The sequence below is a fragment of the Paracoccus zhejiangensis genome, from assembly GCF_002847445.1.
GTDB classification, from domain to species: domain Bacteria; phylum Pseudomonadota; class Alphaproteobacteria; order Rhodobacterales; family Rhodobacteraceae; genus Paracoccus; species Paracoccus zhejiangensis.
On the sequence record NZ_CP025431.1, the window covers coordinates 28,978 to 54,806 of the forward strand.

Annotated in this window: 22 protein-coding genes; 17 read left to right on the plus strand and 5 right to left on the minus strand. The window is 66.5% G+C overall.

Annotation, left to right across the window (positions count from 1 at the left end; genetic code table 11):
* Positions 1-12 precede the first annotated feature (12 nt).
* The 11 genes from CX676_RS19510 to CX676_RS19560 all read left to right on the plus strand — a co-directional run bounded on the left by CX676_RS19510 (position 13) and on the right by CX676_RS19560 (position 11,093).
* Positions 13-2,085 carry an alpha-galactosidase gene (locus tag CX676_RS19510; RefSeq protein ID WP_101754471.1) on the plus strand — a complete coding sequence of 691 codons (2,073 nt, stop codon included), beginning with the start codon at positions 13-15 and terminating at the stop codon, positions 2,083-2,085.
* Positions 2,086-2,128: 43 nt separating this feature from the next.
* Positions 2,129-3,127, plus strand: coding sequence for a UDP-glucose 4-epimerase GalE (gene galE / locus CX676_RS19515; RefSeq protein WP_101754472.1), 999 nt, complete (start codon positions 2,129-2,131; stop codon positions 3,125-3,127).
* Between the two features lie 14 nt (positions 3,128-3,141).
* The gene (locus CX676_RS19520; RefSeq protein ID WP_408634500.1) at positions 3,142-4,206 is read left to right on the plus strand and encodes a UDP-glucose--hexose-1-phosphate uridylyltransferase; all 1,065 of its coding nucleotides are present in this window, start codon (positions 3,142-3,144) and stop codon (positions 4,204-4,206) included.
* Entirely contained in the window at positions 4,203-5,303 is a 1,101-nt protein-coding gene (gene galK, locus CX676_RS19525) for a galactokinase (RefSeq protein ID WP_101754473.1), read from the plus strand. The genes CX676_RS19520 and galK overlap by 4 nt, the downstream gene beginning before the upstream one ends.
* A gap of 117 nt (positions 5,304-5,420) precedes the next feature.
* Positions 5,421-6,182, plus strand: a complete 762-nt coding sequence (locus tag CX676_RS19530) for a FadR/GntR family transcriptional regulator (protein ID WP_101754474.1) — start codon at positions 5,421-5,423, stop codon at positions 6,180-6,182.
* Positions 6,179-7,135: a Bug family tripartite tricarboxylate transporter substrate binding protein gene (locus tag CX676_RS19535; protein WP_101754475.1), complete on the plus strand. Its 957-nt coding sequence runs from the start codon at positions 6,179-6,181 to the stop codon at positions 7,133-7,135. The genes CX676_RS19530 and CX676_RS19535 overlap by 4 nt, the downstream gene beginning before the upstream one ends.
* 40 nt (positions 7,136-7,175) lie before the next feature.
* Positions 7,176-7,649 carry a tripartite tricarboxylate transporter TctB family protein gene (locus tag CX676_RS19540; RefSeq protein ID WP_101754476.1) on the plus strand — a complete coding sequence of 158 codons (474 nt, stop codon included), beginning with the start codon at positions 7,176-7,178 and terminating at the stop codon, positions 7,647-7,649.
* Between the two features lie 10 nt (positions 7,650-7,659).
* The gene (locus tag CX676_RS19545) at positions 7,660-9,159 is read left to right on the plus strand and encodes a tripartite tricarboxylate transporter permease (RefSeq protein ID WP_101754477.1); all 1,500 of its coding nucleotides are present in this window, start codon (positions 7,660-7,662) and stop codon (positions 9,157-9,159) included.
* Positions 9,156-9,848, plus strand: coding sequence for an SDR family oxidoreductase (locus CX676_RS19550; RefSeq protein ID WP_101754478.1), 693 nt, complete (start codon positions 9,156-9,158; stop codon positions 9,846-9,848). The genes CX676_RS19545 and CX676_RS19550 overlap by 4 nt, the downstream gene beginning before the upstream one ends.
* A 10-nt stretch (positions 9,849-9,858) precedes the next feature.
* Positions 9,859-10,551, plus strand: a complete 693-nt coding sequence (locus CX676_RS19555) for an RraA family protein (protein WP_101754479.1) — start codon at positions 9,859-9,861, stop codon at positions 10,549-10,551.
* Between the two features lie 11 nt (positions 10,552-10,562).
* A complete protein-coding gene (locus CX676_RS19560; protein WP_101754480.1) occupies positions 10,563-11,093 on the plus strand; it encodes a 2,4'-dihydroxyacetophenone dioxygenase family protein in 531 nt (176 codons plus the stop codon).
* 39 nt (positions 11,094-11,132) lie between these two features.
* Here the strand turns inward: CX676_RS19560 and CX676_RS19565 are convergent, their stop codons facing one another.
* Positions 11,133-13,262: a glycosyltransferase gene (locus CX676_RS19565; RefSeq protein ID WP_157936005.1), complete on the minus strand. Its 2,130-nt coding sequence runs from the start codon at positions 13,260-13,262 to the stop codon at positions 11,133-11,135.
* Positions 13,263-13,419: 157 nt separating this feature from the next.
* Here CX676_RS19565 and CX676_RS19570 point away from each other — a divergent pair, with 157 nt between their 5' ends.
* Positions 13,420-14,754, plus strand: a complete 1,335-nt coding sequence (locus tag CX676_RS19570; RefSeq protein ID WP_157936006.1) for a glycosyltransferase family 25 protein — start codon at positions 13,420-13,422, stop codon at positions 14,752-14,754.
* Here CX676_RS19570 and CX676_RS19575 read toward each other — a convergent pair.
* Positions 14,655-16,187: a radical SAM protein gene (locus tag CX676_RS19575; protein ID WP_101754483.1), complete on the minus strand. Its 1,533-nt coding sequence runs from the start codon at positions 16,185-16,187 to the stop codon at positions 14,655-14,657. The genes CX676_RS19570 and CX676_RS19575 overlap by 100 nt on opposite strands.
* Positions 16,184-16,636, minus strand: coding sequence for a hypothetical protein (locus CX676_RS19580; RefSeq protein ID WP_157936007.1), 453 nt, complete (start codon positions 16,634-16,636; stop codon positions 16,184-16,186). Before CX676_RS19580 ends, CX676_RS19575 begins: the two co-directional genes overlap by 4 nt.
* Positions 16,637-16,780: 144 nt before the next feature.
* On the opposite strand from CX676_RS19580, the gene CX676_RS19585 reads away from it, so the two are divergent.
* Both CX676_RS19585 and CX676_RS19590 read left to right on the plus strand, forming a co-directional pair.
* Positions 16,781-17,053 carry a hypothetical protein gene (locus tag CX676_RS19585; RefSeq protein WP_101754485.1) on the plus strand — a complete coding sequence of 91 codons (273 nt, stop codon included), beginning with the start codon at positions 16,781-16,783 and terminating at the stop codon, positions 17,051-17,053.
* Positions 17,054-17,069: 16 nt separating this feature from the next.
* Entirely contained in the window at positions 17,070-19,133 is a 2,064-nt protein-coding gene (locus CX676_RS19590; protein WP_198590379.1) for a caspase family protein, read from the plus strand.
* A gap of 4 nt (positions 19,134-19,137) precedes the next feature.
* Here the strand turns inward: CX676_RS19590 and CX676_RS19595 are convergent, their stop codons facing one another.
* Both CX676_RS19595 and CX676_RS19600 read right to left on the minus strand, forming a co-directional pair.
* A complete protein-coding gene (locus tag CX676_RS19595; protein ID WP_101754487.1) occupies positions 19,138-20,328 on the minus strand; it encodes a nucleotide sugar dehydrogenase in 1,191 nt (396 codons plus the stop codon).
* Between the two features lie 8 nt (positions 20,329-20,336).
* Entirely contained in the window at positions 20,337-22,418 is a 2,082-nt protein-coding gene (locus tag CX676_RS19600) for a serine/threonine-protein kinase (RefSeq protein WP_157936008.1), read from the minus strand.
* A gap of 245 nt (positions 22,419-22,663) precedes the next feature.
* Here CX676_RS19600 and CX676_RS19605 point away from each other — a divergent pair, with 245 nt between their 5' ends.
* The 3 genes from CX676_RS19605 to CX676_RS19615 are packed head-to-tail and all read left to right on the plus strand — an operon-like array spanning position 22,664 to position 25,823.
* The gene (locus CX676_RS19605) at positions 22,664-23,749 is read left to right on the plus strand and encodes a DUF2169 family type VI secretion system accessory protein (protein WP_101754489.1); all 1,086 of its coding nucleotides are present in this window, start codon (positions 22,664-22,666) and stop codon (positions 23,747-23,749) included.
* A complete protein-coding gene (locus tag CX676_RS19610) occupies positions 23,746-24,771 on the plus strand; it encodes a beta-ketoacyl synthase N-terminal-like domain-containing protein (RefSeq protein ID WP_101754490.1) in 1,026 nt (341 codons plus the stop codon). The genes CX676_RS19605 and CX676_RS19610 overlap by 4 nt, the downstream gene beginning before the upstream one ends.
* Positions 24,768-25,823 (plus strand): DUF4150 domain-containing protein, encoded by a 1,056-nt coding sequence (locus CX676_RS19615; RefSeq protein ID WP_101754491.1) that lies wholly within the window; start codon positions 24,768-24,770, stop codon positions 25,821-25,823. The genes CX676_RS19610 and CX676_RS19615 overlap by 4 nt, the downstream gene beginning before the upstream one ends.
* Positions 25,824-25,829: the final 6 nt, after the last annotated feature.

A 25,829-nucleotide genomic window follows, 5' to 3' on the forward strand; every position in this document is an offset into this window, starting at 1 on the left:
GGAGCCTCTCTCATGACGACCATTTTTCACCGCATCGACACAGCCTCGCAGAGCCTCGTTCTGCGCATCCGCGACGGCGGCATGGCCGAAGCGATCTATTGGGACGCCGCCCTGCCCTCGGGCGAAGACCTCGACATGCTGTCGGCAAACCACGAGATCGACCTGAACGGCGGGATGCTGGACCGGGTCGCGCCCCTGTCGATCTGCCCCGAGGCATCGGCCCCCTTTCCGGGTCAGCCGGGCCTGTCGCTGTCGGACGAGAACGGTCCGATCTTCCCGCGCTTCCGTTTTGACCGCGCCGAGACGGGTGACACCCTCGCCCTGCACTTCACCGATACCGATCTGGGGCTGACCTACACGGCCCGCTTCACCCCTGCCGGCGATGTCATCACCGCTTCCGCCGAACTGCAATCCAACCGCCCGCTGCTCTGCCATTGGCTCGCGGCCCCGGTGCTGCCCGCGCCGCTTCTGTCCGACGAGATCCACGACTGGCACGGCACCTGGCTGCGCGAATATCAGCGCCAGGTCACCCCTTGGTCCCACGGCATCCGCCTGCGCGAGGCGCGCATGGGGCGCTCGGGCCATGAACACCCGCCCGTTGCCCTGATCCCCACCCGCGGCGCAAGCAAGACCGGCGGCGTGGTCCACGGGCTGCAACTCGGCTGGTCCGGCGGGCATCGCTTCGTCGCCGAGGCGCTGCCCGACGGGCGGCGGCAGCTGCAGATGGGCAAGGCCTCGGGCACCGAACGCAAGGGAACGCGCTTCCATTCGGGCGATCTGGTTCTGGCCCTCTCGACCGGCGGCGAGGCCGGCATTGCCCGCGCCTATCAACGCCATATCCGCGACCATGTGGTCACCTGGCCCGACCCCGCCCGCCCGCGCCCGGTGCATTACAATTGCTGGGAGGCAATCTATTTCGACCATTCGCTGGAAAAGCTGTCCGAGATCGCCGAACGCGCGGCAAAGCTGGGGGCGGAACGCTTCGTGCTGGATGATGGCTGGTTCGGCCGGCGCGACGACGACACCAGCTCGCTTGGCGACTGGACCATCGACCGGCGGAAATGGCCGGACGGTCTGAACCCGCTGATCGACAAGGTTCATGCCCTGGGCATGTCCTTCGGCCTCTGGGTCGAGCCGGAAATGATCAACCGCGACAGCGATCTTTATCGCGCGCATCCCGACTGGATCCTGGGGCGCGAGGATCAGGTAACCGGTCGCAACCAATATGTGCTGGACATCGCCCGGCCCGAAGTGCGCGATTACCTGTTCGACGCACTGGATTCGCTGCTTGGCAGCCACAAGATCGACTACCTGAAATGGGACCACAATCGGCTCTTGCCGATCGCCGATGCGGCCCAGGCCGACGGCATCTATGACCTGCTGGCCCGGTTGCGCGCGGCCCATCCGGCGGTCGAGATCGAAAGCTGCGCCTCGGGTGGCGGGCGCATCGATATCGGCATCCTCGCCCATACCCACCGGGTCTGGCTGTCCGATTCCAACGACGCGATCGAACGGCTGAGAATGCAGCACGACGCCGCGCTGTTCCTGCCGCCTGCGGTGACCGGCAGCCATGTCGGCGCGCGTGACAGCCATTCTTCGGGCCGCAACCTGCCCATCGCCTTCCGCGCCTGGGTGGCTGCGCAGCGCCACATGGGTTTTGAGATGGACCCGGGCGAGTTGACCGAAGCCGAGGCCGAGACGCTGACGCGGGTGACGTGCTGGTGGAAGGACACGCGCGACTGGCGCATGGCGGGCGACACCCTGCCGCTGGACAGTGCCGACCCGGCGGTCATCTCGGAAATGCAGATCGCCGCCGATGGCAGCCGCTTCGTGCTGTTCGTCGGTCGTCACGCCACCTCGGCCCAGTCCCTGCCGCTGGCGCAGCGGCTGACCGGGCTCGATCCCGATTCCCGCTATCGCCTGCGGCTGTTGAACCCCGAGGATCGCCCGCCGCAGTCGCGCGGCCATGTCGCGCTGGAACAGGGCGAGATCACCCTGTCGGGTGCGGCGCTGATGTCGCGCGGCGTTAACCTGCCCCTGTCCTGGCCCGCAACGATGTGGGTGGTCGAAGCCGAGCGGCTCTGACCGCCCTCGGGCGGCGCTCATCCCGAAAACGAAAGGCTATGAGATGACACGCAACATCCTCGTCTGCGGCGGCGCGGGCTATATCGGCTCGCATATGGTGCGGCTCCTCAGGGACCACGGCCACCAGGTGGTGGTCTTCGACAATCTCAGCCAGGGCCATGCTGCGGCCATTCCCGGCGTCGAGTTGGTGCAAGGCGACCTCCTGAACCCCGCCGACCTGGCCGATCTCTTCGCCCGGCATCCGGTCGATGCGGTGATCCATTTCGCCGCGCTGACCGCCGTGGGTGAATCGGTCGCCGCACCCGACCGCTATTACCGCAACAATGTCTGCGGCACGCTGAACCTGCTCGACGCCATGCGGCGCGCCGGCGTTGACCGGCTGGTCTTCTCCTCGACCGCAGCAGTTTTCGGCAGCCCGCTGACCGAGTTGATCGACGAGACCCACCCGCTCGCGCCGATCAACCCCTATGGCTGGTCCAAGCGCATGACCGAACAGATGCTGGCCGACATGGCGACCGCCCACGGGCTGCGCTCGGTCAGCCTGCGCTATTTCAACGCCGCCGGCGCCCATCCCTCGGGCCAGATCGGCGAGGCGCATCAGCCCGAAACCCATCTGGTGCCGCTGGTCCTCCTGGCGGCACTGGGCAAGCGCGAGGGGCTGGCCATCTTCGGCAGCGACTACCCCACCCGCGACGGCACCTGCATCCGCGATTACGTCCATGTCAGCGACCTCGCCTCGGCCCATCTGAAGGCGCTCGATTTCATGAATCACGAGACCGGGGCGCATGTCTTCAACCTCGGCAATGGCAATGGCTTCACCACGCTCGAGGTGATCGAGGCCGCCCGCCGCGTCACCGGGCGCGAGATCCCCTTTGCCATGACCGGCCGCCGCCCCGGAGATGCCGGCATCCTTGTCGCCGACAGCCGCCGCGCCCGCGAGGTGCTGGGCTGGCAGCCGCAATACGGCGAACTCGAGACCATCATCGACAGCGCATGGCGCTGGCACCAGGCGCCGGCCTACGGCCCCTTCGCTTCCCTCTGACCCCGAGGCATTCCATGACCATCACCCCCTTCCCCTCCGAGGCCCCGCATCGCCGCTTCAACCCGCTGAAGGGTGAATGGGTGCTGGTCTCGCCCCATCGCAACCTGCGCCCCTGGCAGGGCAAACAGGAAAGCGCCGCGATCACCCAGCACCCGGCGCATGATCCCGGCTGCTACCTTTGCGCCGGCAACCGCCGCAATTCCGGCGCGGTGAACCCCGATTATCGCGGGCCTTACGTCTTCGAGAACGACTTCCCGGCTCTGCTCTCGGACAACCCCAGCGGCGGCACGCAGGGCGATCCGCTGTTCCGCGCCGCCAATGTGCGCGGCACGGCGCGGGTGATCTGCTTCTCCGAACGCCACGACCTGACGCTGGCCGAGTTGGGCACCCCGGGCATCCGCAAGGTCGTCGACTGCTGGGCCGACCAGATCGAGGATCTCGGCGCGGCCTATGACTGGGTTGCCATCTTCGAGAACAAAGGCGCGATCATGGGCTGTTCGCAGCCCCATCCCCATGGCCAGATCTGGGCCTCGGATTTCCTGCCGAACGAGGTCGCCCGCGAGGACGAGTGCCAGCGGCGCCACCTGTCCGAAACCGGCACGGTGCTACTGGTCGATTACGCCGCCGCCGAAAGCGCGCAGGCCGAGCGTGTGGTGATCGAGAATGACGACTGGATCGCCGTGGTGCCGTGGTGGGCGGTCTGGCCATTCGAGACGCTGGTCCTGCCCCGCCGCCACGTGCTGCGCCTGCCCGACCTGACCGGGACCGAGCGGGACGGGCTGGCCGACCTGCTGGGCCGGCTCTGCAGCCGCTACGACAACCTCTTCGAAACCGAGTTTCCCTACACCATGGGCTGGCATGGCGCGCCGACAGCTGCCGGCCGATGGGATCACTGGCAGCTCCACGCCCATTTCTATCCGCCGCTTCTGCGTTCGGCCACGGTGCGCAAGTTCATGGTCGGCTATGAACTCCTGTCCGAGGCGCAGCGCGACCTGACGCCCGAACAGGCGGCCGAGCGGCTGCGCAGCCTGCCCGACCAGCATTTCAAATCGACCAGCCGCGCCGGAGCCGCAAGATGAGCGACCGGGAACAGTTGGCCGCCGTCGCCATCGCCTATCGCGCCCACTTCGGCGGTGACCCCGAGGTGACCGCCTACGCCCCCGGGCGGGTCAACCTTTTGGGCGAACATACCGACTACAATGGCGGCTATGTGCTGCCGATGGCGCTGAACGGTCTTGGTGTCGCGGTGGCGCTGGGGCGTGGCCCCGCACCGGGCGTGGTCGAGGCCTATTCCGGCTCGCTCGACGCGACCGAGACCCGCCATATCGGCGACGCGGCAGAGGGGCGCTGGTCGGATTACCTTCTGGGCAGCCTCAAGGCGATGGCGGAAGCCGAGATCCGCGAAACCGGCCTGTCCGCCGCGCTGATGACCACCCTGCCGATGGGCGCCGGCCTCTCCAGTTCCGCCGCATTGGAGGTCGCCAGCCTGCGCGCCGCCGCCGGCCTCTTCGGCAAGCCCGCCTGCCCGGTCGAGATCGCCCGGATGGCCCGCGCGGTCGAGAATGAGTTCGTCGGCATGCCCTGCGGCATCATGGACCAGTTCGCCTCCTCCGTCGGACGCCCCGGCGAGGCGCTGTTCCTGAACACCCGGACGCTGGAGCATGCCCCCGCCCCCGCCCTGCCCGCCCACCGCTTCGTCATCGTCCATTCCGGCGTCAGCCATCAGCTGACCGAAGATGGCTATGCCACCCGCGTCGCCGAATGCCGCGCCGCCTGCGATGCGTTGGGCGTGGACATGCTCAGCGATCTGGGGCCGGCGGACGGCACACGGATCGAGGCGCTGCCCGAGCCGCTGAACCGCCGCACCCGCCACGTCCTCGGCGACAACAACCGGACCCTGCATGGGTTGGCGGCGCTGCGGGCCGGCGACGCGGCAGAGTTCGGGCGGCTGATGATCGACAGCCACGCCTCGCAGCGCGACGATTACCAGATCACCGTGCCCCAGACCGACGCCCTGGCCGAGGCCGCGCTGGCCCTCGGCGCCCTCGGCGCCCGCCAGACCGGCGGCGGCTGGGGCGGCTCGGTGGTTGCGCTGGTGGCGGAAACCCGGGTCGACGGCTGGATCGCCGGCATCAGCCGCGGTTTTCCGGCGGCGAGGGTGCTGACGGTGACGTGACGGGGGGTGTCAAATCGGGTTCGGCTACCATCGCGAATTGATCCTACCAAAACCATTTGACAGAATCGCCGGCACCCCTCCATATTCATCCTACCAATCGGAGGGGAGGCCGATGCGATGGAGGGGAATGGCAGCTGGACCTCGCGTGCGCAGCTTGTCGCGCGGCGGATCGGTGGCGACATCATCAGCGGCAAGTTTCCCCCGGGCGTTGCCATGCCCCGCGAGGCCGAGCTGTCTGGGCACTACCAGGTGTCCCGCAATACCCTGCGCGAGGCGATGAAGGCGCTGTCGGCCAAGGCGCTGATCGAGATCGCGCCGCGCCGTGGCACCATCGTGCTGCCGCGCGCGCGCTGGAACATGCTCGACAAGGATGTGATCGACTGGATCGGCCCGGCCCTGTGGACCGACCGGACCTTTCTGGACGAGATCCTGGTCATGCGCGCGGCCATCGAACCCGTCGCGGCGGCCGAGGCGGCGATCCGCGCGGACAAGGGCCAGCGGGCCGCGATCCAACACGCCTATGACGCCATGTGCGGGCTGGCTCGCACCACCGAGATTCCGAAAAAGGTCGATATCGACCTTTCGTGGCACGTCGCCGTGGCCGAGGCCGCGAACAATCGCTTCCTGGTCGCGACCATGGCCGGGCTGGTCCACGCGCTGCGCAGCCAGCTTCGGATGCTGAACCTGCGCGACGGGAATTTCGAGGGCAATCTCGAGAACCACGGCGCGGTCACGGGGGAGATCCTCGCCGGCGATGCCGAAGCCGCCGCCGGCATGATGCGCCAACTGGTCGCCCATGCCCGTCAGGACACCGACGAGATGTTGAATACCCCCCGACAAGACGGGGGAACGGCTGAAGAGGAGGAGAAGAAGCCATGAGAATCGCAACCAAGGCAGTGCTTGCGCTGACCGTGATGGCAGCACCTGCATTCGCGGAATACCCCGAACGTCCGATCACCATGCTGGTGCCGTGGTCGGCGGGCGGCGGGACCGATGCGGTGGCGCGCATCCTGGCGCAGGAAATGCAGACCGCACTGGGTCAGCCGGTGAACGTCGTCAACCGGGAAGGCGCGGGCGGCATCATCGGCCATTCCGCCATGATCGAGGCCGAGCCCGACGGCTATACGATCGGCCTCGCCACCGCCGAGATCACCACCTACGCCGCCATCGGATCTTCCAGCATCTCGTCCGAGGGCATGGCCCCGGTGGCGCTGGTGAACTTCGATGCCTCGTCCTTCAATGTCGCCGCCAACAGTCCCTGGGAGAACGCCAAGGACGCGCTGGCAGATATCGGCGCCAATCCGGGCAAGTACAAAGCCTCGGGCTTTCCGGTCGGCGCCGCCTATCACCTAGCCTTCGCCAGCTTCATGCAGGCCAATGGTGTCGATCCCACCGCGCTGACCGTCGTGCCCAGCCAGGGCGCGGCCCCCGGTTTCCAGGAACTCGTGTCAGGCGGGGTCGAGGTCGTGCCCTCGTCGCTGCCAGAGGCGCAGCCGATGCGCGATGCAGGGCTGGTGAAGACGCTGGCGGTGCTGTCGGCGGAACGCCTGGAGGCCTATCCCGACATCCCGACCGCGGAAGAGGCGACCGGCATTGCCTCGGTTGGCGGCACCTGGCGCGGGATCGTGGCGCCCAAGGACACCGATCCCGCCGTGGTCACCAAGCTCGAGGAGGCGGTGAAGACCGCCTATGACACCGCCGCCTTCCAGGAGTTCATGAAGAATCGCGGTTTCGGCATGCGCTACCTGCCCGCGGGCGAGTTCGGCAGCTTCATGGCCGAGGCGGCAACGACCAACGCCTCGGTGATCGAGGCCCTGGGCCTGAAGCAATGACCTGCCGCCTTCCTGGCGCGTCCCCGGAAGGGGGCGCGCGATGAAGCTGAACGACGCACTTCTGGGCGGGTTCTTCCTTGTCCTTGCGCTGTGGATCGGGGCGGAAGCGCTGACCATGCCACGCATGTCCGGCACCGTCATCGGCGCGGGCACCTTTCCCCTGATCGTCGCGGCGATCATGGCGGTCGGTGGCGCGGTGCTGATGGTATCGGGACTGCGGTACCTGGCCGATGGGCCGATCGCGGCCCTGCAACCCTGGCTCGCGCAGCGTGACGCGCTTCGGCGCGCGGGGGCGACGATCCTCTTCGTGCTGCTCTATGCCCTGCTTGGCCAGACCATCGGCTTCCCGCTGCTCGTGCCGGCGATGATGGTCGCCCTGCTGTGGCTGACCACCGGCCGCCCCCTGCTGTCGCTGATCCTCGGCGGCGCGATCTCTGCCGGGGTCTGGCTGCTTTTCGCGCGCATCCTGATGGTGCCCCTGCCCCTCGGGCTTCTTGCCCGGCTGATCTATTGAGAGGTCGCGCATGGACCAGCTTCTTACCGCCGCGGTCACCGTGTTCCAGCCTGGCACCCTGGCCATCATCATCGGCGCCGCGATCTACGGGTTGCTGATCGGGGCGATCCCCGGCCTGACGGCGACCATGGGCACGGCGCTGCTTGTGCCGATCACCTTCTTTCTTGACCCGATCCCGGCCATCGGCGCCATCGTCACCGCCTCGGCCATGGCCATCTTCGCGGGCGACATCCCGGGCGCGATGATGCGCATTCCCGGCACGCCCGCCTCGGCCGCCTATACCGACGAGGCCTACAAGATGCGCAAGCAGGGCAAGCTCGAGCTGGCGCTTGGGGTGAACCTGTTCTGCTCGGCCCTTGGCGGGCTGATCGGGGTCGCCGTGCTGATCATCGGCGCGCCGCAGATTGCCCGCTTCTCGCTGGGGTTCTCGAGCTACGAGTATTTCTGGCTGGCGCTGCTGGGCCTCAGCTGCGCGGTGCTGGTGTCGAACGCCTCGCCGGTCAAGGGGCTGCTGGCGCTGGCACTGGGCCTGTTCCTGTCCACCATCGGCATCGACGTGGTCATGGGCAGCCGGCGCTTTACCTTTGGCGAGACACCGCTGATCGCCGGCATCTCGATCATCCCGGTGCTGATCGGCATGTTCGCCATCGGCGAGATCCTTCGCCGCATGGCCGACCCGGTGCCCCTTCCGGCGGTCCCACCGGTCCGCTTGGGCGCGATGATCCGCGGTGTCGGGCAGGCGATGTGGCGCTGGCGCATAGGCATCGCGCGCAGTTCCGGCATCGGTGCGGTGATCGGTGCGCTGCCGGGCGCGGGCGCCGATATCGCCTCCTGGGTCACCTATGCCCTGTCGAAGAAATTCTCGCGCGAGCCACAGCGCTATGGCACAGGCTATCCCGAGGGCATCGTCAACGCCTCGGCCGCCAACAACGCCGCCCTGTCGGGGGCCTATGTGCCGGCGCTGGTCTTCGGCATTCCCGGCGACACGATCACCGCGATCCTGATCGGCGTGCTGATGATGAAAGGGATCACCCCGGGGCCGATGGTCTTCGTGACCAATACCGGCATGGTGGACGCGGTCTTCGTCATCTTCATCCTCGCCAATCTGCTGATCATCCCGCTTGGCCTGATGGCGGTTCTGGCCGCACGACGGGTCATGGCGGTGCCGCAGCCGGTGATGTTCCCGGCCATCCTGCTTTTCTGCGTGATCGGTGCCTTTGCCTCGAACAATGCCGTGTTCGACATCTGGATCATGCTGGGTGTCGGGCTGCTGGCCTTCCTGCTGGAAGAGAACGGCTTTCCCCTGCCGCCGATGATCCTTGGCCTGATCCTCGGTCCGCTGATCGAGGAGAACATGATGCAATCACTGATCAAGTCCAATGGCACCCTGCTGCCCTTCTTCGAGCGACCCATCGCGGGCACGCTGGGGGTTCTGACCCTGATCGTCTGGTCGGCGATGGCCTGGTCCGCCCTGCGACGGCGCCGGACCGGGACGGAGGCCGGGGCATGAGCCGCGTGGTGGTTGTCATCGGTGGCTCGGGCGGCATCGGCCGCGCCATCGCCCAGGGCTTTGCCGCGTCCGGCGACAGCGTCCTCGCAACCGGACATGCCCCGGTCGGTGCCACGCCGGGGATCGAGGACCGGCTTCTGGACGTGCGCGATGATGCGGCGGTCTCGGACTTCTTCGGACAGCTTTCGCAACTGGACGTGCTGGTGAACGCGGCGGGGGTGATCCGGCGCGGCGGCGAGGAGTTCACTCCCGCGGGTTTTGCCGATGTCATCGACATCAACCTGACCGGCGCGCTCAGGACCAGTGCCGCCGCCCGTTCGCTGCTGGCCGCGACGCGTGGCGCGATCATCAATATCGCCTCGATGCTCAGCTATTTCGGCAGCGGGGTGGCGCCGGCCTATTCGGCGTCGAAGGGCGGGATCGCGCAGCTGACCCGCTCTCTGGCGATTGCATGGGCCGGAGATGGCATCCGCGTGAACGCGCTGGCCCCGGGCTGGATTGCGACGGCACTGACCGAGGCGCTGCAGGACGACCCCGCGCGCAGCGCCGCGCTGATGGCGCGCACGCCGATGAACCGCTGGGGCCGCGCCGAGGACCTGGTCGGCCCCGCCCTGTTTCTGGCCTCACCCGGGGCCGCTTTCGTAACCGGCGCCATCCTGCCCGTGGATGGCGGCTATTCGGCTGCCTGAGGAGATTGCCATGACCAAACTTTACGACGACGATGCCAGCCTGTTCGCCCTGATGAAAACCCGGCTTTTCACGGCCGTGGTGGGCGACGTGCTGGACCAGATGGGCCTGATGCGGCAATTCCTGCCGGCGGGTATCGCGCCGCTTGACCCGTCCCACGTCATCGCCGGCCGCGCCATGCCGGTGCTTGAGGCCGATGTTTTCGGAACCGCCGACGGGGCCGCCGGTCCGCTGACCGCGAAACCCTTCGGCCTGATGCTCGAGGCGCTGGACAACCTGCGCGCGGGCGAGGTCTATATCGCCGCCGGCGCCTCGATGAACTACGCGCTCTGGGGCGAACTGATGTCCGCGCGGGCGATCCACCTGGGCGCGGCGGGCGCGGTGCTCGACGGGTATATCCGCGATTCCCGCGGCATCAGGGCGCTTGGATTCCCGGCCTTCGGACGCGGCGTCTATGCGCAGGACCAGGGCCCGCGCGGCAAGGTCATCGATTTCCGCTGCGGACTCGAGATCGGCGGCGTCGCGATCCAGCCCGGCGACCTGATCTTCGGCGACGCCGAGGGGGTGCTGGTGATCCCGCGCGAGGCCGAGGCCGAGGCGATCCGCCGCGCGCTGGAAAAGGCCGAAACCGAGGGCGAGGTCGAAAAGGCCATCCGTTCGGGCATGAGCGCGGTAGACGCGATGAATACCTTTGGCGTGATGTAAGGACAGCTTCCATGAGTGACACGAACAGCGAGCAGGACCTGAAGCGCATGCCCTATCAGCTGGCCATGCCAGCCGAGGCACAGGCCGATATCGTCATTCCCGATGCCCAGCCCACCGACGAACGAGTCTGGGTGCCACAGGCCGAGAATGTCTGGTTTCGGCCGCTCTGCCTGAATGTCGGGTCGGGCTATTGGGTTAACCTGCTGAAGGTGCGCAAGGCGGGCGTGCTGTCGCGGCACCGCCATCCCGCGCCGGTGCATGGCTATGTCATCAAGGGCCGGTGGCACTACCTTGAACATGACTGGGTCGCCGAAGAGGGCGGCTATGTCTTCGAGCCGCCCGGCGAAACCCATACGCTTGTGGTCCCCGAGGATGTCGAGGAGATGATCACCCTGTTCCAGGTGAACGGGGTGATGTGCTACGTGGATCCCTGGGGCAAGGTAACCGGCTACGAAGACGTCTTCACCAAGATCGACATGTGCCGCAAACACTATGCCGAAGTGGGCTTGGGCGCGGATTACGTGGATCGGTTCATCCGCTGAGCCAAGCAGGGGCGCTGCCGCCCGACCGCAATCCCTCTGCTACGGCAGCGCAACCCCCGCCGTCACCCCCGGCCTGCCGCCGCGTTGGGTGAGGCCCAGTTGCCGGATCAGCCCCGCCGCCGCGATGGCGCCGTTCGGGTGGCCAAGGGTGCGGGCGGCCTGCGACATGGCAGTCCGGCGTTCAGGGTCCAGAATTTCGTGCAGCGCGGCGATCAGGGCTTCGGGATTGTCGCGTAGCGCAAGAATTGCCGCGCCGTGCCGGGCGGCAAAGCCGGCGCGGGCGCGCTGGTCGTCCTGGCTGGGGTTCTCGTTCGGGATGTAGATGGCCGGAATGGCAGCCTCGGTCGCCTCGTGAAAGCTGTTATAGCCGGCGGCCGAAACCATCGCATCGAAGGCGTTGAGATAGCGCGAGATCGGGTAGATCGAGAAGATCCGCCCGTTCGGCGGCAGGACGACCGGCTCGGGATCGGTCGAGATCTTCCAATGCGCCATGGCGATCTGCACGCCCGGACGCCCGCCGAGGAAGCGAAAGACCAGATCGCGGCAGGACCGCATGTCGAAATTATTGCCGCCGCCCAGCTGCATCAGGATGATGGTGGCATCAGCGTCCAGACCAAGCTCGGCCCGGGCGCGGGCGCGGGACAGTTGTTGATTGGGATCGAGCAGGCGAACCGGCCCGACTTGCCGGGTCCTGGACGTGCTGCTGGCGGTGGGGCCGATGTCGAAGGCCGAGGCGAGATCGAAAGGTTCCAGCACCGCATCGAAGCTGCTTTCGCGCCGCATGAACTCGGCCCCGGAATTCGCCCCCGAATGGGCCGGCCACATGCCCCGGCGGCTCCAGATCGACCAGACATGCGGGCGCTGTGACAGCGCATCGATCAGGCCGTTGAACGGGCTGTTGCCGTCGAACAGCACGACACGGGCATCGAAGGCGTCGATGAGGGCGGTCAGTTCATCGCGCAATGCGAGGTTCCAGACCTGCTGATCGGCGCCCAGATAGTTGTGATAGGGGATGAATTCGACATGCAGGCCGAAATCCTGCGCCACCGCCGCACCATGGGACATGCTGACGATCACCGGGCGGAACGGCGCGTGCAGCCGCCGGGCGATGGCGATGGTGCGGGTCAGGTGACCCATGCCGACGCCATTGGTCGAGATCAGCAGGACGCCGGTCTCGGGCACGTCTTTCGGCGGACGAGGCGGCGCTGACGCGCGATGCGGAGCGCCGATGAGGTCGCGCAGCCGGGCGATGGCCGCCGGAAAGCTGTGCCGGGACTGGACCAGATCATGGCCGGCCTGACGGGCCGCACCGGGGGCTTCGGCCAGTTCGCGGGCGGCGGTTCGCGCGGATTCGGGCGGCTCGATCCGGGCGGCATCGGCAAAACTAGGAGCCAGCGAGGGCGCCAGCAGGCAGGGCACCCCGCGCGCCATCGCCTCAATCACGGCATAGCCGAAGGCCTCGATCCAGTCCGGGCGGTGGTAATAGACGAACACATCCAGCCCATCGAGATAGTCGCGGACGGGCAACGCCCCGAAGGGCCGCAGCCGCCAGTGCGACGGCAGCGGTGCCAGCATGGCCTGCAATTCGGGCGGACAGCCCAGCAGATCGACGTCGATGCCCGGGTCTTCGCCATAGATCTGCAGGAAGGCATCGCGGCTGGCGGGAAACTTGCGCAGGTCGGCGCGCGAATGCCGGCCGATGGTGATGCGATCCCTGGAACGCGGGCCCGGCAGGTGTCGCCACCGGTCGAAATCGAGGACATTCGCCCAGTCATCCGGCCGCAGCAGGGGCGCATCCGCAAGGCCGCGAAAGGCCGCGCGCACGGCGGGGCCGACGGGCGCCCATTCCACCGGTCCCGCCAGGATCTCCTCGGCATTGCGGATGACGGCGGCGAGGTCATAGGCCGGCGCGCCGAAGCCATCGACCGGCGGATGATGCAGCACGACCAGACGCCGCTCGGCGCTGATCCCCAAGGGCAGCAGCGGCAGCAGCCCGGCGGCATGGGGGTTGTGCAGGATCGCCAGCCGGCAGTTGACCCGGCTGCCGGGCGCGATCAGCTGAAGCTCGAGCCGGTCGATCAGCCGCTGCAGCCGGGCATTGCAGGGAAAGGGCTGGCGGATATTGGCGGCCTCATAGCAGAGAAGCCCGACCGAATATCCACCGCGCAAGGCCGCCGCTATTTCGGCGGCAACCGCCGAGCCGGTTCCCCCTTGAAATCGCGGGTCGGTCACAACAATGATATCGAAAGAGTCCGAAGGCATGATCGATACCATCCATCCTTGGCAAGTCTTGGATAAAGACGGGAAATCCTGAAAGGAATTGGCGGTGACTTCGATATTCGGCGACGCGTTCGAAAGGGTCGTCGTCATCAATCTCGACCGCAGGCCGGATCGAATGTCAAGCGTGGCGAAACAGCTGGCCATGCTGGGAATCGAGCATCAGCGCCAGAGTGCGGCGGATGGAAAAACCCCGCAGGTCGCCGCCGAATGGCAGACCTATCTGACCAGCCCGGCGGTAGCGGGCGATCCGGGCCGCCGGGTCACGGACTGGCGCGACTTCTATCAGGGCGACAAGCCCCATGCCGCGCGCGTGGCGTTTTTCGAGAGCACCCGCAAGGAACGAGGCATCGCCACCGCCGGGGCCTGGGGGCTGTTCCTGTCGATGCGCGCGGTGATCCGGAAGGCGGTGGCGGACGGGGTCGAAAGCCTGCTGATCCTTGAGGATGACGTGCTGTTTCACCGCGACAGCATCGAGCTGTGGCCAAGGCTGAAAAGCGAACTGCCGACCGACTGGCAGATCCTGCAACTGGGCGCGATGCAGACGCATTGGGACGAAGGCAGGATCGACTGGCATTCGCAGCATCTCTACAGATGCAACGGTTCGTCCTTCGCCGCCCATGCGGTGGCGCTGCGGCGACCGGCTCTGCGGGCGGTGCTGGAGCGCGCCGGGACCCCCGACCTGCCCTTCGACATCGGCCCGCTGCAAGAGGCCAAGCGGATCTTCCGCGACCGGTGTTTCACCGCCTATCCCAACCTGGTCATCCAGGACGCGCAGGATTCCGAGATCGGCATGTCGCGGGTGTTCTTTCAGGAAAGCCGCAAGGCCGAGAACCTCTATCGCTGGTCATGGGGCGATTACGGCCTGCAGGTGCTGCGCCCGTTCGAGGCGCCGCGACGGCCGAAGCCCAAGGCCAATGGCGCCGCACCGCCGCCGTCCGAAAAGCCCGCCTATCTGCAACCCTATCGTGCCGCGCCGGGCAGTGCCGAGCGGATGATCTTTGTCTTTGGGCCGAGCGATGCTGCCGAGGCGGCGCGATTTGTCGAGATGCTGGCGCGGCTGAAACAGGACAAGGCCATCGCGCCGATCGCGCTGATCGACGACCTTGACCATATCCCGGCGCTGAGATCGGCCGGGATCGCATTCGAATATATCCCGCCGGTCGAGACCTATCGCCGGGTGCTGCGGCCGGACCGCGATGCCGAGATGGTCATTGCTCGCCGCCTGTCGATCATCCGGCGGAAATGGCTGCCCACACGCATCATGGCGCTGGGGCGGGGCGGTCACGCGCGGCTGGCGGCGTGGCGGGCATCACCTTTCGAGGGCACCGCGCCGGGCAGCGACCTGTTCGACAGCTCGATCCCCGGCGAAGGCTCGGCATAGAAACCGAACCAATAGACATCCGGCCGGTCGAGCGCGGGGTCGCGCAGGACGCTTCTGAATTCGGCATGGTCGGGATGGTCGGGATGGCCGACATGGTGCCGGCGGAAGTCCTCGGCGCTCCAGGTGTTCCACGAGCGCAGCATCTGGAACTTGATGCAATCAAAGCCATAGCCGCGCATCAGCCGTGCCGCCGCCGGCATCTCGCGGAAATTCAGCGCCTGAACCACGAAATCCAGCCGCACATAGGCGACGCGCCCCTGTTGGCGCAGGGTGCTGAGGAAATCGAGATTGGCCAGCAGATCCTCGAAGACGCCATTGCGCCGGATCGCCTCGTAGGTCGGCTTGCTGGCGGCATCGATCGAGACCAGCACCTGTCCGACATGGCCGTCTAGCCCCAGTTCGTCCCATGACCGCGCCAGCAGCAACCCGTTGGTCTGCAGGTCGATCCTCGGGCCGTCGGAGCGCGCGGTCAGGCGTCGGATCACATTGCGGTAATGCTTGCTGGAAAAGGGATCGCCCGAGCCGGTGATGACGACCTTTTCCGACGCCAAGAGCAGCGGCAGCAGGGCCTTGTCGGTCAGCGCGTCCAGCCGGGTATTCTCGGCCCGGTCGGCGATTATCAGTTTCGTCCGGCAGGAGGGGCAGGTCAGGTTGCAGGAGCGGTCATGGGACAGGCTGATCCGCCGGATTTTTGGTGGGATCACCGTCGATTTGTCCCGTTGGATCTGTTGCAGCACCGGGTTGCGGATCGACTCGACCCTGGGCAGAAGATCGTCGCTGAACATCGGGCAGTGCATCCGCGAGCAATAGCGATAGCTGCCATCATGGATCGAGGCGCGGATGTCCTGCGCGGCGGTCGAGTTCCAGATCGCCTCAGCGGTGGCATCCTCGAGCGAGCCGACCGGGTTCGGAAGCCAGGCCGGGCAGCAGAACCTGAGCCGGTTCTGCGACCCGCTTTCCAGCCGCTCGAACGGGTTCGGGCAGAACCGCTTGGCCGGATCAACGGGCCGGATCGGCCGGCCATGCGCCGCGAACCACATCTCCTGCGCGTAGAGGTCTTCCTGATCCAGCGCCATGGCAAGGGTCAGATGGGTGATCGCCGCGGTGCTGTCGCCCCGCGCCATCAGGTCATGGGCCGCCAGCACCGGGACAAGCACCTTGATCCCGGGTTGGGCGCAGGCCCAATCGAAGAAGGCGGCGCGATGAGCGGTGTCGAGGAAGCACCGGTCCGACAGCGCCTCGGCCAGCAGCCGGTCGCAATAGGGGCGTGGCTCGATATAGCCGGCTGCGGATCGGGTCAGGCGGCGACCGCTGCGCCAGTGCCAGGCGCGGCTGCGGATCAGTTCGAAGGCCCTGCGCCAGACCGGGTCTGTCTCCGGCTCCGCCTCTGGCGATGCCGGCGGGGCAGTCGGAACCGGTCCCTGAACGGTCATTTTCGCCCCAGCAGCGCATTCTCCAGACGGCCGGTGGCGCGGCATTCGGTGCCATCGGCGAAACGCCCGCTGTCGGTAGTGCCGAAGGCGACGGAATTCGGCGCCCCGCCCCCGGCTGCGGCGGAGGTAACCAGATAGGCGGTTTCCGCGCGCAGGGTCGGGCCATCGGCGGTCAGCGTCGTGCGGCTGTCGAGGATCATCGACCGTGTCGCGGGCCCCCCGCTGCAGGCGATATAGTCGCGCGGCGGGCCGCCATAGGTGACGATGCTGGCCGAATCGCCGACCGTCTGACTACTAGCGCCGATCATCCGCGCGTGGCCCGCAACCGCCGGCAACAGCGTGGCCGCAGGCGAGCCGTCAGGCGTCGAGATGGACGCCGGTCCCGAGGTCGAGGTTTCGGCGCAACCCGTGAGGTGCAGGGCCGAACCGAGAAGCAAAATCGCAATCATGGCAGAATGGCGGCACATGACTCCCCCTATTCTTATCGCGGTGATTATGCTAAGTTTATCTCGCTCATTTAGCCACGGATCCGTCAATATTGGAAGCATTCAATGGCGCGCTGGACCAGGGTTATAAACTTCCTTCGGGCTGCGATGGCCTCGTCCATCGCCTTGACCGCTGCGGGCGTCACCAGGGTCGAGGCGCAGAGCGCGTCGGCCAATGCCTATCGTCAGGCCAAGCAGGCCGGGTCGATTGCAGCACTTGAGAAATTCATCGAGGCCTATCCGCTGTCGCCCGAGGCGAATGCCGCCTTCCGTGACATCGTGCTGCTGACCCGGCGCTCGACGCTGGTCGATGGCGCGCCGGCCGGGCTGGCGCCCTCTGCACCTGCCGCTTCGGCGACCCGAGGGATCGAGGCTTACTAGGCAAGGGGTATCGGGCTTGACGCAGCTTGCACGATACCTGGGGCAAATCCTCGCACTGACGTTGCTCTGCGTGGCCATCCTGTTCCAGACGGCGCGCGGCGAAACCGAGGCTCAGGCGCGCATCGCCATCCTTATCGGCAATTCCGGTTATGGCAGCGGGCTGTCGCTGCCCAATCCGGTCAACGATGTCCGCGCCCTTGGCAATGTGCTGGCCGAGCTGGGGTTCAAGGTCCATGCGCTTGAAGACGGAAACCTGCAGCAGATGCGGGATCATCTGGACTACGCGCTCGAGGATGTGCCGGACCATGCGATGCTGCTGTTCTTCTATGCCGGTCATGCGGTGCAGAAGAACAATGTGAACTGGCTGTTGCCGATCGATTTCGTGCCGACGAAAGGGGTTCGTGTCGAAGAGACCGCCCTTGGCAGCGACGAGATCCTGAAAAATCTCGAGACCGTGCCGGACGCCACCCGGATCGTCATTCTGGATGCCTGCCGCAACTACCCGCTTGGCGATGCCGACGAGGTGGTGGGCAATGGTCTCGCCGGCCTGATCACCCAGGGCAACAGCCTGATCGCCTATGCCACGCTGGCCGGTGACGTGGCCCGCGATGGCAACGGGCCGAACAGCCCCTATACCGGGGCGCTGGTCTCGGCGCTGAACACGCCGGGGCTGGAGCTTTACGACCTGTTCCGCACCGTGCGCTACAAGGTGCGCAGCGCGACCGACGGGCTGCAACTGCCCTGGGTCTCGGGCTCGCTGCCGCCCGGCATCGTGCTGAATGCCAGCATCGAGGAAAGCCCGGCCGAACTGGCGCAGCTGGACGGGCTGGACCCGATCCAGGCGGTGCATTGGCGGGCCATCGCACGCAGCAACGATCCCGGCGATTTCGAGGCCTTCGTGACCGCCTATGCCGACTCGCCCGCGCGCAACATCGCGCTGCAGCGCGAACAGGAATTGCTGGCCGAACAGGTCGAGCCGACGCCGCCAGTACAGATCGATGTCGTGTCGCCGGAAGGCGCGCCCTTCACCATCACGGCCTGCGACACATGGGTCTCGGACCCGCTGGACCCCAAGCGCATCGCGCCGGGCGTACCCTGGGGCCTGGTGAATACCCGCAACGCCATCCGCGACTGTTCCATCGCCCTTTCACAGGACCCCGACAATCCGCGGCTGTCCTTCCTGCTGGCCCGGGCGCTGGATATTGCCGAGAATTTCGACGACGCCCTGCGCTTCTACGAACGCGCGGCGGCGGCGGGCTATGGCGCCGCAAGCCGCAACCTGGGCTACATGTATCGCAATGCTCGCGGCGTGGCGCCCGATGACAGCCTGGCGGCGAGTTTCTATTTCCAGGCCTCTCTGGATGGCGTGGTCGATGCCCGCAAGGCGCTGGCCAAGCTTTACGAGGAAGGCTGGGGCGTGCCGCAGTCCTATCCCGAGATGCTGCGCTGGCTGAACCTGTCGGCCGAGGAGAACTATCCCAATTCTCTCGACCACCTGGGCAATCTCTATCGCACCGGCACCTATGTCCCGCAGGACGATGCCAAGGCGCTGGAACTGTATCAGCGCGGGGCTTCGGTCGGCTATGGCAATGCGATCGCCAATCTGGCGCGGGTCTATCGCGACGGGCTGGGGGTAGGGGAAGACCGCGCCCGCGCCATGACGCTGTACCAGTCAGCGGTCGATCGCGGCAATGCCTTCGCGCCTTATCATCTGGGCCGCATGCTGCTGGACCCCAAGGGCGACGAGCTGGCCGATCCGGTTCGCGCCCGCGAACTGTTGGAGCTGTCGGCCGAGCGGGGCTATTCTTGGGCACTGTGGCAGCTGGCCCGCAGCTGGAAGGATGGCGATTTCGGCGAGGTCGACCTGGACACGGCCGCCTTCTACCTGTGGATCGGCGCCGAGGCCGGCAATTCCATGCGCAACACCGACGGCGAGAAGCTGGTCGCTGACGCGACCGAGCTGCTGCAGGAGATCGAGCCGCAACTGTCGCAGGCCCGGCGCGATGCGGTGGAACAGCGCACCCAGCAATGGCTGAAGCAGAACAGCCTGCTGGATTTCAGCCTGCTGTTTCCCTACTAACCGCTCAACCGGTCCCGAACAGATCCCGACTATAAACCTTGCCAGCGACATCGGACAGAAGCGGGCTGTGGCGGTTGGCGAGGATCAGGTCGGCCTCGGCCTTGAAGGCGTCGAGATCGCGGATCACGCAGCTGCCGAAGAACATCCCTTCGGTCAGCACCGGCTCGTAGACGATGACCTCAATGCCTTTCGCCTTGATCCGCCGCATGATCCCCAGGACCGAGCTGTTGCGGATGGTTTCGCTTCCCGCCTTCATCGCCAGCCGGAAAATGCCGACCACGCGCGGCTGCCGCGCCGCGATCTGTTCGGCGATGAAATCCTTGCGCGTGGTATTCGACTGCACGATGGCCGAGATCAGGCTTTGCGGCACGCCCTTGTAATTGGCCAGCAATTGCCGGGTATCCTTGGGCAGGCAATAGCCGCCATAGCCGAAGCCGGGATTGTTGTAATGATCGCCGATCCGCGGGTCGAGGCCGACGCCCTCGATGATCTCGCGGGGGTTCAGCCCGTGGCTGAGGGCATAGCTGTCCAACTCGTTGAAGTAGGCGATCCGGAGCGCGAGATAGGTGTTCGCGAAAAGCTTGATCGCCTCGGCCTCTTCAGCCCCGGTGAACAGCACCGGCATGTCCTTGCGGATAGCGCCCTCGACCATCAGCGCGGCAAAGCGGCGCGCGGCGGGGCCGCGATCGCCGACCACGATGCGCGCGGGATAGAGGTTGTCCTGAAGTGCGCTGCCTTCGCGCAGGAACTCGGGCACGAAGAAGATGCCGTCATGGCCGGTCTCGGCCCGCATCCGGGTGACAAAGCCGACCGGCAGGGTGGATTTGATGACGATGGCCGCCTGCGGGGCAAGACGCCGCGCCGCGCCGATCACCGCCTCGACCGACGCGGTGTCAAAGCGGTGGCTGCCCGGGTCGTAATCGGTAGGCGTGGCGATGATGACGAAATCGGCCCCGGTCAGCGCCTGCACGGGATCGGTAGCAGCGGTCAGGTCCAACGGTTTCTCGGCCAGGTAGCGCGAGGCCAGCGCATCCTCGACCGTCGAGCGGCGCGCATTGACCTGTGCCACGCGATCCGCGTCGATATCCAGCGCCCGGACCCGATGGTTCTGCGCCAGCAGCACCGCGTTCGACAGGCCGACATGGCCAAGCCCGGCAACCGCGATTGTCGTTCTGCGAGGGGTCTGCGCGGTCATCGGGGAAACTAGGGCCGGGCGTCGATGATGCGAGAGGCGACACCGATGATCTGGTCCTCGCGGCCCTTCAGCGTTTCGGCCAGCGCCTCGGCGACCGAGCCGACGCTTTCGTCGCGCGGTCGCCGCAGGTCGAAAAGCGGGGTTTTCGACAGGATGGCGATGATCTCGGACTTGCCGTAATTACCGTCGGTCACCCGGATGCCGATGCGCTTGGTGTCCTCCTTGACCTCGTCGATGGACCACAGCACCCGCACCCGCCGCACGCCGCTGTCCACCTCGCCCAGATCATCGACCAACGATTCGGGCTGGTTGATATTGGGCAGCACGTGGAAGACCTTGCCGGTATTGTCGACCGCCATCACCCACAGCGACGCCCCGGTCACGGTGGCGGGGAATTGCACATCGACCACCGGGTTCTGGCCGGTCCGGAAGACGCCGTTCAACACCGCCTCCCCGGTATCGCCGCGCCCCACCCAGAGCGACATTCCGCCCGAGGCCGCCGCCGCCGGAAGGACCGAGCGGATCTCGCAGAGGTCGGGGTTCAGCACCGTGCCCTCGACCCGCAACTCGCGGTCGCCGATCAGCGGGGCCAGCGCGGTCTGGATGGTCTTGGCATCATCGGCGCTGGCCAGATCGCCGGTCACGGTGATGCGGTCGCGCAGGCCGAACTCGGTCGGTTGATCTTCCGGCGCGGTCAAGGGCCCGCAGGTCGCGATCTGGTCAAGCTGGGGCTGCAACGTCGCCCAGCTGAGTGTCTCGGGCCCCGCCGCCAGATCGGTCTGGACCGACATGCCCGACTCCGGCTGCCATCCCTCCAGCGTCGCCTTGAAAGCCTCGCGCGTCGCCGCATCGGGCGCAAGGCCAGAGATGCGGGCGCTGGTATCGCTGACCGCCAGATCCCATTGCGTCAAGGCCGAGGCCAGCGTCATCAGGTCGGCCATGTTGTCGGGCCAGGTCGGGCCGGGCATCCCGCGCGCCAGCGTGAGAGCATCCTCGGGCGCGGTTGCGCCGGTCACCTCGGCAAAGGCGGCGCGCAGGGCGGTGGCGGTCTCGGCGTCTGGGGCATTGCCCGACAGGCTGCCGGTGCCATCCGCTGCGAGGCTGGCGTTCAGGCGATAGGGCGCCGCCTCGGGCAAGGCCGGGGCAAGGGCGCCGCTGGACCAGAGCCAGCCGCCCGCGCCCGCCAGAAGCAGCGCCAGCGCCCCAAGAATCAGCGGCAGTCGGGTTTTTCGCTGAGGGGCTTTCGGGTTGATCCGCGTGGGCTGGGTGCCGGGTTTCAGCCAGCCATCCAGCCGCGCCAGCGCCTCGGCCGCGCTTTGCGGACGCTGCGCCGGGTCGGGGGCGGCCAGCCAGTCGATCAGGTCCTTCAGCGGCGGTTTCAGATCCGATGTGTCCAGCGGGTTGCGCTTGTAGCGAACGACCTCGCCGGGGTTCATCCCGACCTCGGGCACCGCCTGCCGCGCCGCCGCCAGCAGCAGCGCGCCCAGACCATAGAGATCGGCGCGGAAATCGGACTTGCCGTCCAGCTGCTCGGGCGCGGCGTATTCGTACTTGCCGGCGAATTCATTGCCGACAATGGTGCGCGCCCCGGCTGCGGTATCCTTGGCGATGCCGAAATCGATGATCGTCGCCCGATCGGGCCGGCCGCTGCGCAGGATGATGTTGTCGGGCGACAGGTCGCGATGGACGATGCCCCGGCTGTGGGTCGCGACCAGCCCTTCCAGCACCCGATGGGCGACGATCATCAGCGACCTGTCGTCCAGCCGCTGTTCCAGCATGACCTGGTTCAGCGACGGCCCGTCGATATAGTCCATGACCAGAAAGACATGCCCGGCATCCGAGCGCGAACATTCCGAATAACGCACCACCGCATCATTGATGATATCGCGCATTTGTTCTTCGCGCTTTATCAGCTCGACATAATCCGAATTTCCCGAAAAACGGGTATTCAGCGCCTTGATGGCGACATCCCGCTCGACCACCTGGTTGCGGGCAAGATAGACCTCGCCCGTTCCACCGCGTCCGATAACCCGAATGATTTCATAGGTATTGTTGAGAACCTGACCGGGGCTGAAGATATCGGAATGCATGGTATCCTTCATCCAGCTATGCTGTCGGCGGGTGCCGTCAATACTGTCGCGTCAGTCTGAAATATAGTCTATCATAACCCGTGATGCGCCATGGATAAATTCATCGCCCATCCGCCCGGCCCCCTGTCGCTTCTCGGAGGTTTATTCGGATGATTACACCGAACCGGCAGAAATGGCAGCGGCAGGCTGCGGCCTGCAGGGTGCCGCTGCGCCAGCCGCCATGGTTCGGCTAGGGCGGTGCAGCCATGCGGGTTCTGAACCAGACTGGGTTTGTCCACCAGTTCACCATGGCAATGGACAAGTCCGGTCGGGAATACCTGTCCTTCGTGGTCAAGGGCACCTTTGATTTCCCGCGCGAGCCGACGGGAAAGCCGCAGCGCTCGGCGGTGCAGCGCCCACTGGTCATGGCGGATGAATATATCGGCGCGCCGGGCCTGTCGCCGGTGCTGTGGGAATCCGATTTCGCCTTTCGCAAGTCGCGCTGCGACATCGTGCTGCAGGGCGCGGCCTATGCGCCGGGCGGCAAACCGGCCGAGCGGGTCCGCGTCGGCCTGAGGGTCGGGCCCTGGTCCAAGCAGTTCGACGTGGTCGGCCCGCGCGAATGGCGCGTCGTCGGCCCCTCGATCACCGCGACCCGGCCCTATCCCTTTGCCCGGCAGGTGTTTTCCTATGGCACCGCCTTCGGTGGCCCCGACCGCACCGATCCCGAGGACAAGGCGCCACCCGCCTATGCCGCCAATCCGGTCGGGCTGGGCTTTGCCGGCATCCGCTCGCAATCGCGGCTGACCGGCCAGCCCCTGCCCAATACCGAGGCCGTCGACCAGCCGGTGACATCGCCCTATGGCGATTATCGCCCGATGGCACTGGGTCCAATCGGGCGCGGCTGGCCGGCACGGATCCGCTTTGGCGGGACCTATGACCAGAACTGGATCGACAACATCTTTCCCTTCCTGCCCGCCGATTTCGACGAGCGTTATTTCCAGATGGCCCCCGAGGATCAGCAGACCGCCCCGCCGGAAACCGGTGCGCCGGTCACGCTGGTCAACCTGACTCCCGGCGGGCGCGAGAGCTTTCGCCTGCCGGATACCGCCCTGCCCATCCGCATCTTCCGCGGCGGCGAGACCTGCCTCGAGGTGGCGCAGCGCCCCGATACGCTGATCTTCGACCCCGAGGCCCGGGTCTTCATGCTGGTCTGGCGGGTCTGGGTGCCGATGCAGCGGATCATCACCGAATTCACCCAAGGCTGGATCGGCGCGCCGACGCCGGGGATGAAACGCGCGATGCGGTCCGGCAAACGCTATCTGCGCGGCTTTGCCGAGGCCTTCGCATGAGCGTGCCCCTGCATATCCGCGCGGCCGGGATGGTGACGGCGGTGGGCCTCGACTGCGCCTCGGCGGCGGCGGCGATGCGGGCGCGGCTGGACGGATTCCAGGAAACCCGGTTCATCGGACCGGGCGGCGGCTGGCTGATCGGCGCGCCGGTGCCGCTGCCGCGCAACTGGATCGGCGAGAAGCGCCTTGCCCACCTGGCCGCCGGCGCGATCGTCGATGTGCTGAGCAAGGCGCCCGAGCTGGGCAGCGACTTTGCCCTGATCCTGTGCCTGCCCGAAACCGGACGACCCGGCCGCCCGATCCGCGACGATGCCGGTTTCGCGCGAACCATGCTGGACTGCGCCGGCCTGCCCGCGACGATCAAGACGCAGGTTGTGGCCCATGGCCGCCCCTCGGGCTTCGTCGCCCTCGATCAGGCCCGGAGGCTGATCGACACCGGCCGCGCGGCCCATGTGCTGATCCTTGGCGTCGACAGCTACCTGACGACACTGTCGGTCGCGCATTACATCGCCGAGGGGCGGATCCTGACCAACGACAACGCCAATGGCTTCATCCCCGGCGAGGCGGCGGCGGCGGTGCTGTGCTCGACCGCCGGGCCGCTGCGGTTGACCGGGCTGGGGCTGAGCCGGGAAAAGGCCCCGATCTACAATCGGCAGGACAAGGACGGGCTGGACCTGCCGCTGCGTGGTGACGGGATGACGGCGGCCTATCAGGCAGCCTTCGCGCAATCGGGGCGGCGGCATTCGGATATCGGCATCAAGATCGGCGATCTGGTCGGCGAATCCTACTGGTTCAAGCAGACCGCGCTGGCGATGCTGCGCACGCAGCGCGAGCGCAGCGATGTGCAGCCGATCTGGCCCGTCGCCGCCAGCCTTGGCAATATCGGCGCGGCGGTGACGCCGCTGATGCTGGGCTGGGCGCTGGAGGCCAAGCGCAAGGGCTATGGCGGCACGGGACCGATCCTGGTCGAAGCCTCCTCTGACGACGGCGCCTGCGCCGCAGCCGTGGCGGAGGCAGCATGACGGTCTTTGCCAATGGCTTGGAGATTTCATCGAAGAAGCAGGGCTGCAAGGTCATCGCGGCCTTTCCCGACACCTGCTTCACCCCGCCACTGACGCCCGCGACGCCGCCCGGCGTTCCGGTGCCCTATCCCGATTTCGGCCAGGATTCCGACCTGACCTCGGGCACCGGCACGGTCAATATCGGGGGTGAGCCCGTCAGTCAGGAAAACTCCAGCAAATACAGCAAATGCTCGGGTGACGAGGCGGGATCGGCGCCGAAGAAGGGCATCATCACATCGAAGAACATGGGCGCGGTCTACGCGCAGAAATGGTCGATGGATGTGAAGTTCGAGGGCAAGGGCGTCGTGCGGTTCAGCGACATGGCGACCAGCAACCATGCCTGCAATCCGGGTGATTGTCCGCCAATGGTCATCGTGGCCAAACTGAATCTGGCGAATGCCGATTGCGCCGCATTGGCTGTCGAGCTTCAATTGCATGAACATGGGAAGAGCCCTTGCCAGACCAAGAAAACTGGGAAGGAATCCGAACACACATTCGGTGCTGCCACCCTGCAAAAGAAGCGAGGTAAAACCACGTGCAGCAAGTGGCCGAATTACGACGACAAGAAGGCGCCATGCATCTGCATGCAAGCATACCACATGGACGAAAGCGGCAAGCCCAAGTCGGGCCCGGGCTCCAAGCAGAATACCGATCATAACCGCAAAACGAACGCCTGCGAGGACCTGCTGGATGCATGTCGTGACGGCTGCACATGTGCAGCCGACGGATCAGGATGTAGCCTTTCCTGCACCATTCCTACGGCCGAGCAATTTCTGAAGACTTCGGTCAAGGCGACCTGCGAAAATGACGAGAGGATCAGAAAAAAGGGGAAAGAGGAGAAAGGCGAGGCAACGAGGTGCCTGACGGCGGTCAACCTCGCCTACCTTGCGGGTGTCGACGAGAAGGACGACGAGGAGTCAGCAAAAAAGAAAATGGACGAGACAAAGAAGAAGCCGATCTGTGGGAAAGGAGTCTGCAAATCCGACAAGAACGCGCCTTGTCCAGGCTGCTGAACTTAG

Excerpts from the sequence above, each read along its gene's own strand:
- CX676_RS19555 (WP_101754479.1), top strand. The coding sequence starts at position 9,859 with ATGACCAAACTTTACGACGACGATGCCAGCCTGTTCGCCCTGATGAAA.
- CX676_RS19540 (WP_101754476.1), top strand. The coding sequence starts at position 7,176 with ATGAAGCTGAACGACGCACTTCTGGGCGGGTTCTTCCTTGTCCTTGCG.
- galE (WP_101754472.1), top strand. The coding sequence starts at position 2,129 with ATGACACGCAACATCCTCGTCTGCGGCGGCGCGGGCTATATCGGCTCG.
- CX676_RS19580 (WP_157936007.1), bottom strand. The coding sequence starts at position 16,636 with ATGATTGCGATTTTGCTTCTCGGTTCGGCCCTGCACCTCACGGGTTGC.
- CX676_RS19545 (WP_101754477.1), top strand. The coding sequence starts at position 7,660 with ATGGACCAGCTTCTTACCGCCGCGGTCACCGTGTTCCAGCCTGGCACC.
- CX676_RS19600 (WP_157936008.1), bottom strand. The coding sequence starts at position 22,418 with ATGCATTCCGATATCTTCAGCCCCGGTCAGGTTCTCAACAATACCTAT.
- CX676_RS19510 (WP_101754471.1), top strand. The coding sequence starts at position 13 with ATGACGACCATTTTTCACCGCATCGACACAGCCTCGCAGAGCCTCGTT.
- CX676_RS19595 (WP_101754487.1), bottom strand. The coding sequence starts at position 20,328 with ATGACCGCGCAGACCCCTCGCAGAACGACAATCGCGGTTGCCGGGCTT.
- galK (WP_101754473.1), top strand. The coding sequence starts at position 4,203 with ATGAGCGACCGGGAACAGTTGGCCGCCGTCGCCATCGCCTATCGCGCC.
- CX676_RS19530 (WP_101754474.1), top strand. The coding sequence starts at position 5,421 with ATGGAGGGGAATGGCAGCTGGACCTCGCGTGCGCAGCTTGTCGCGCGG.
- CX676_RS19585 (WP_101754485.1), top strand. The coding sequence starts at position 16,781 with ATGGCCTCGTCCATCGCCTTGACCGCTGCGGGCGTCACCAGGGTCGAG.
- CX676_RS19610 (WP_101754490.1), top strand. The coding sequence starts at position 23,746 with ATGAGCGTGCCCCTGCATATCCGCGCGGCCGGGATGGTGACGGCGGTG.
- CX676_RS19535 (WP_101754475.1), top strand. The coding sequence starts at position 6,179 with ATGAGAATCGCAACCAAGGCAGTGCTTGCGCTGACCGTGATGGCAGCA.
- CX676_RS19575 (WP_101754483.1), bottom strand. The coding sequence starts at position 16,187 with ATGACCGTTCAGGGACCGGTTCCGACTGCCCCGCCGGCATCGCCAGAG.
- CX676_RS19605 (WP_101754489.1), top strand. The coding sequence starts at position 22,664 with ATGCGGGTTCTGAACCAGACTGGGTTTGTCCACCAGTTCACCATGGCA.
- CX676_RS19520 (WP_408634500.1), top strand. The coding sequence starts at position 3,142 with ATGACCATCACCCCCTTCCCCTCCGAGGCCCCGCATCGCCGCTTCAAC.
- CX676_RS19615 (WP_101754491.1), top strand. The coding sequence starts at position 24,768 with ATGACGGTCTTTGCCAATGGCTTGGAGATTTCATCGAAGAAGCAGGGC.
- CX676_RS19550 (WP_101754478.1), top strand. The coding sequence starts at position 9,156 with ATGAGCCGCGTGGTGGTTGTCATCGGTGGCTCGGGCGGCATCGGCCGC.
- CX676_RS19560 (WP_101754480.1), top strand. The coding sequence starts at position 10,563 with ATGAGTGACACGAACAGCGAGCAGGACCTGAAGCGCATGCCCTATCAG.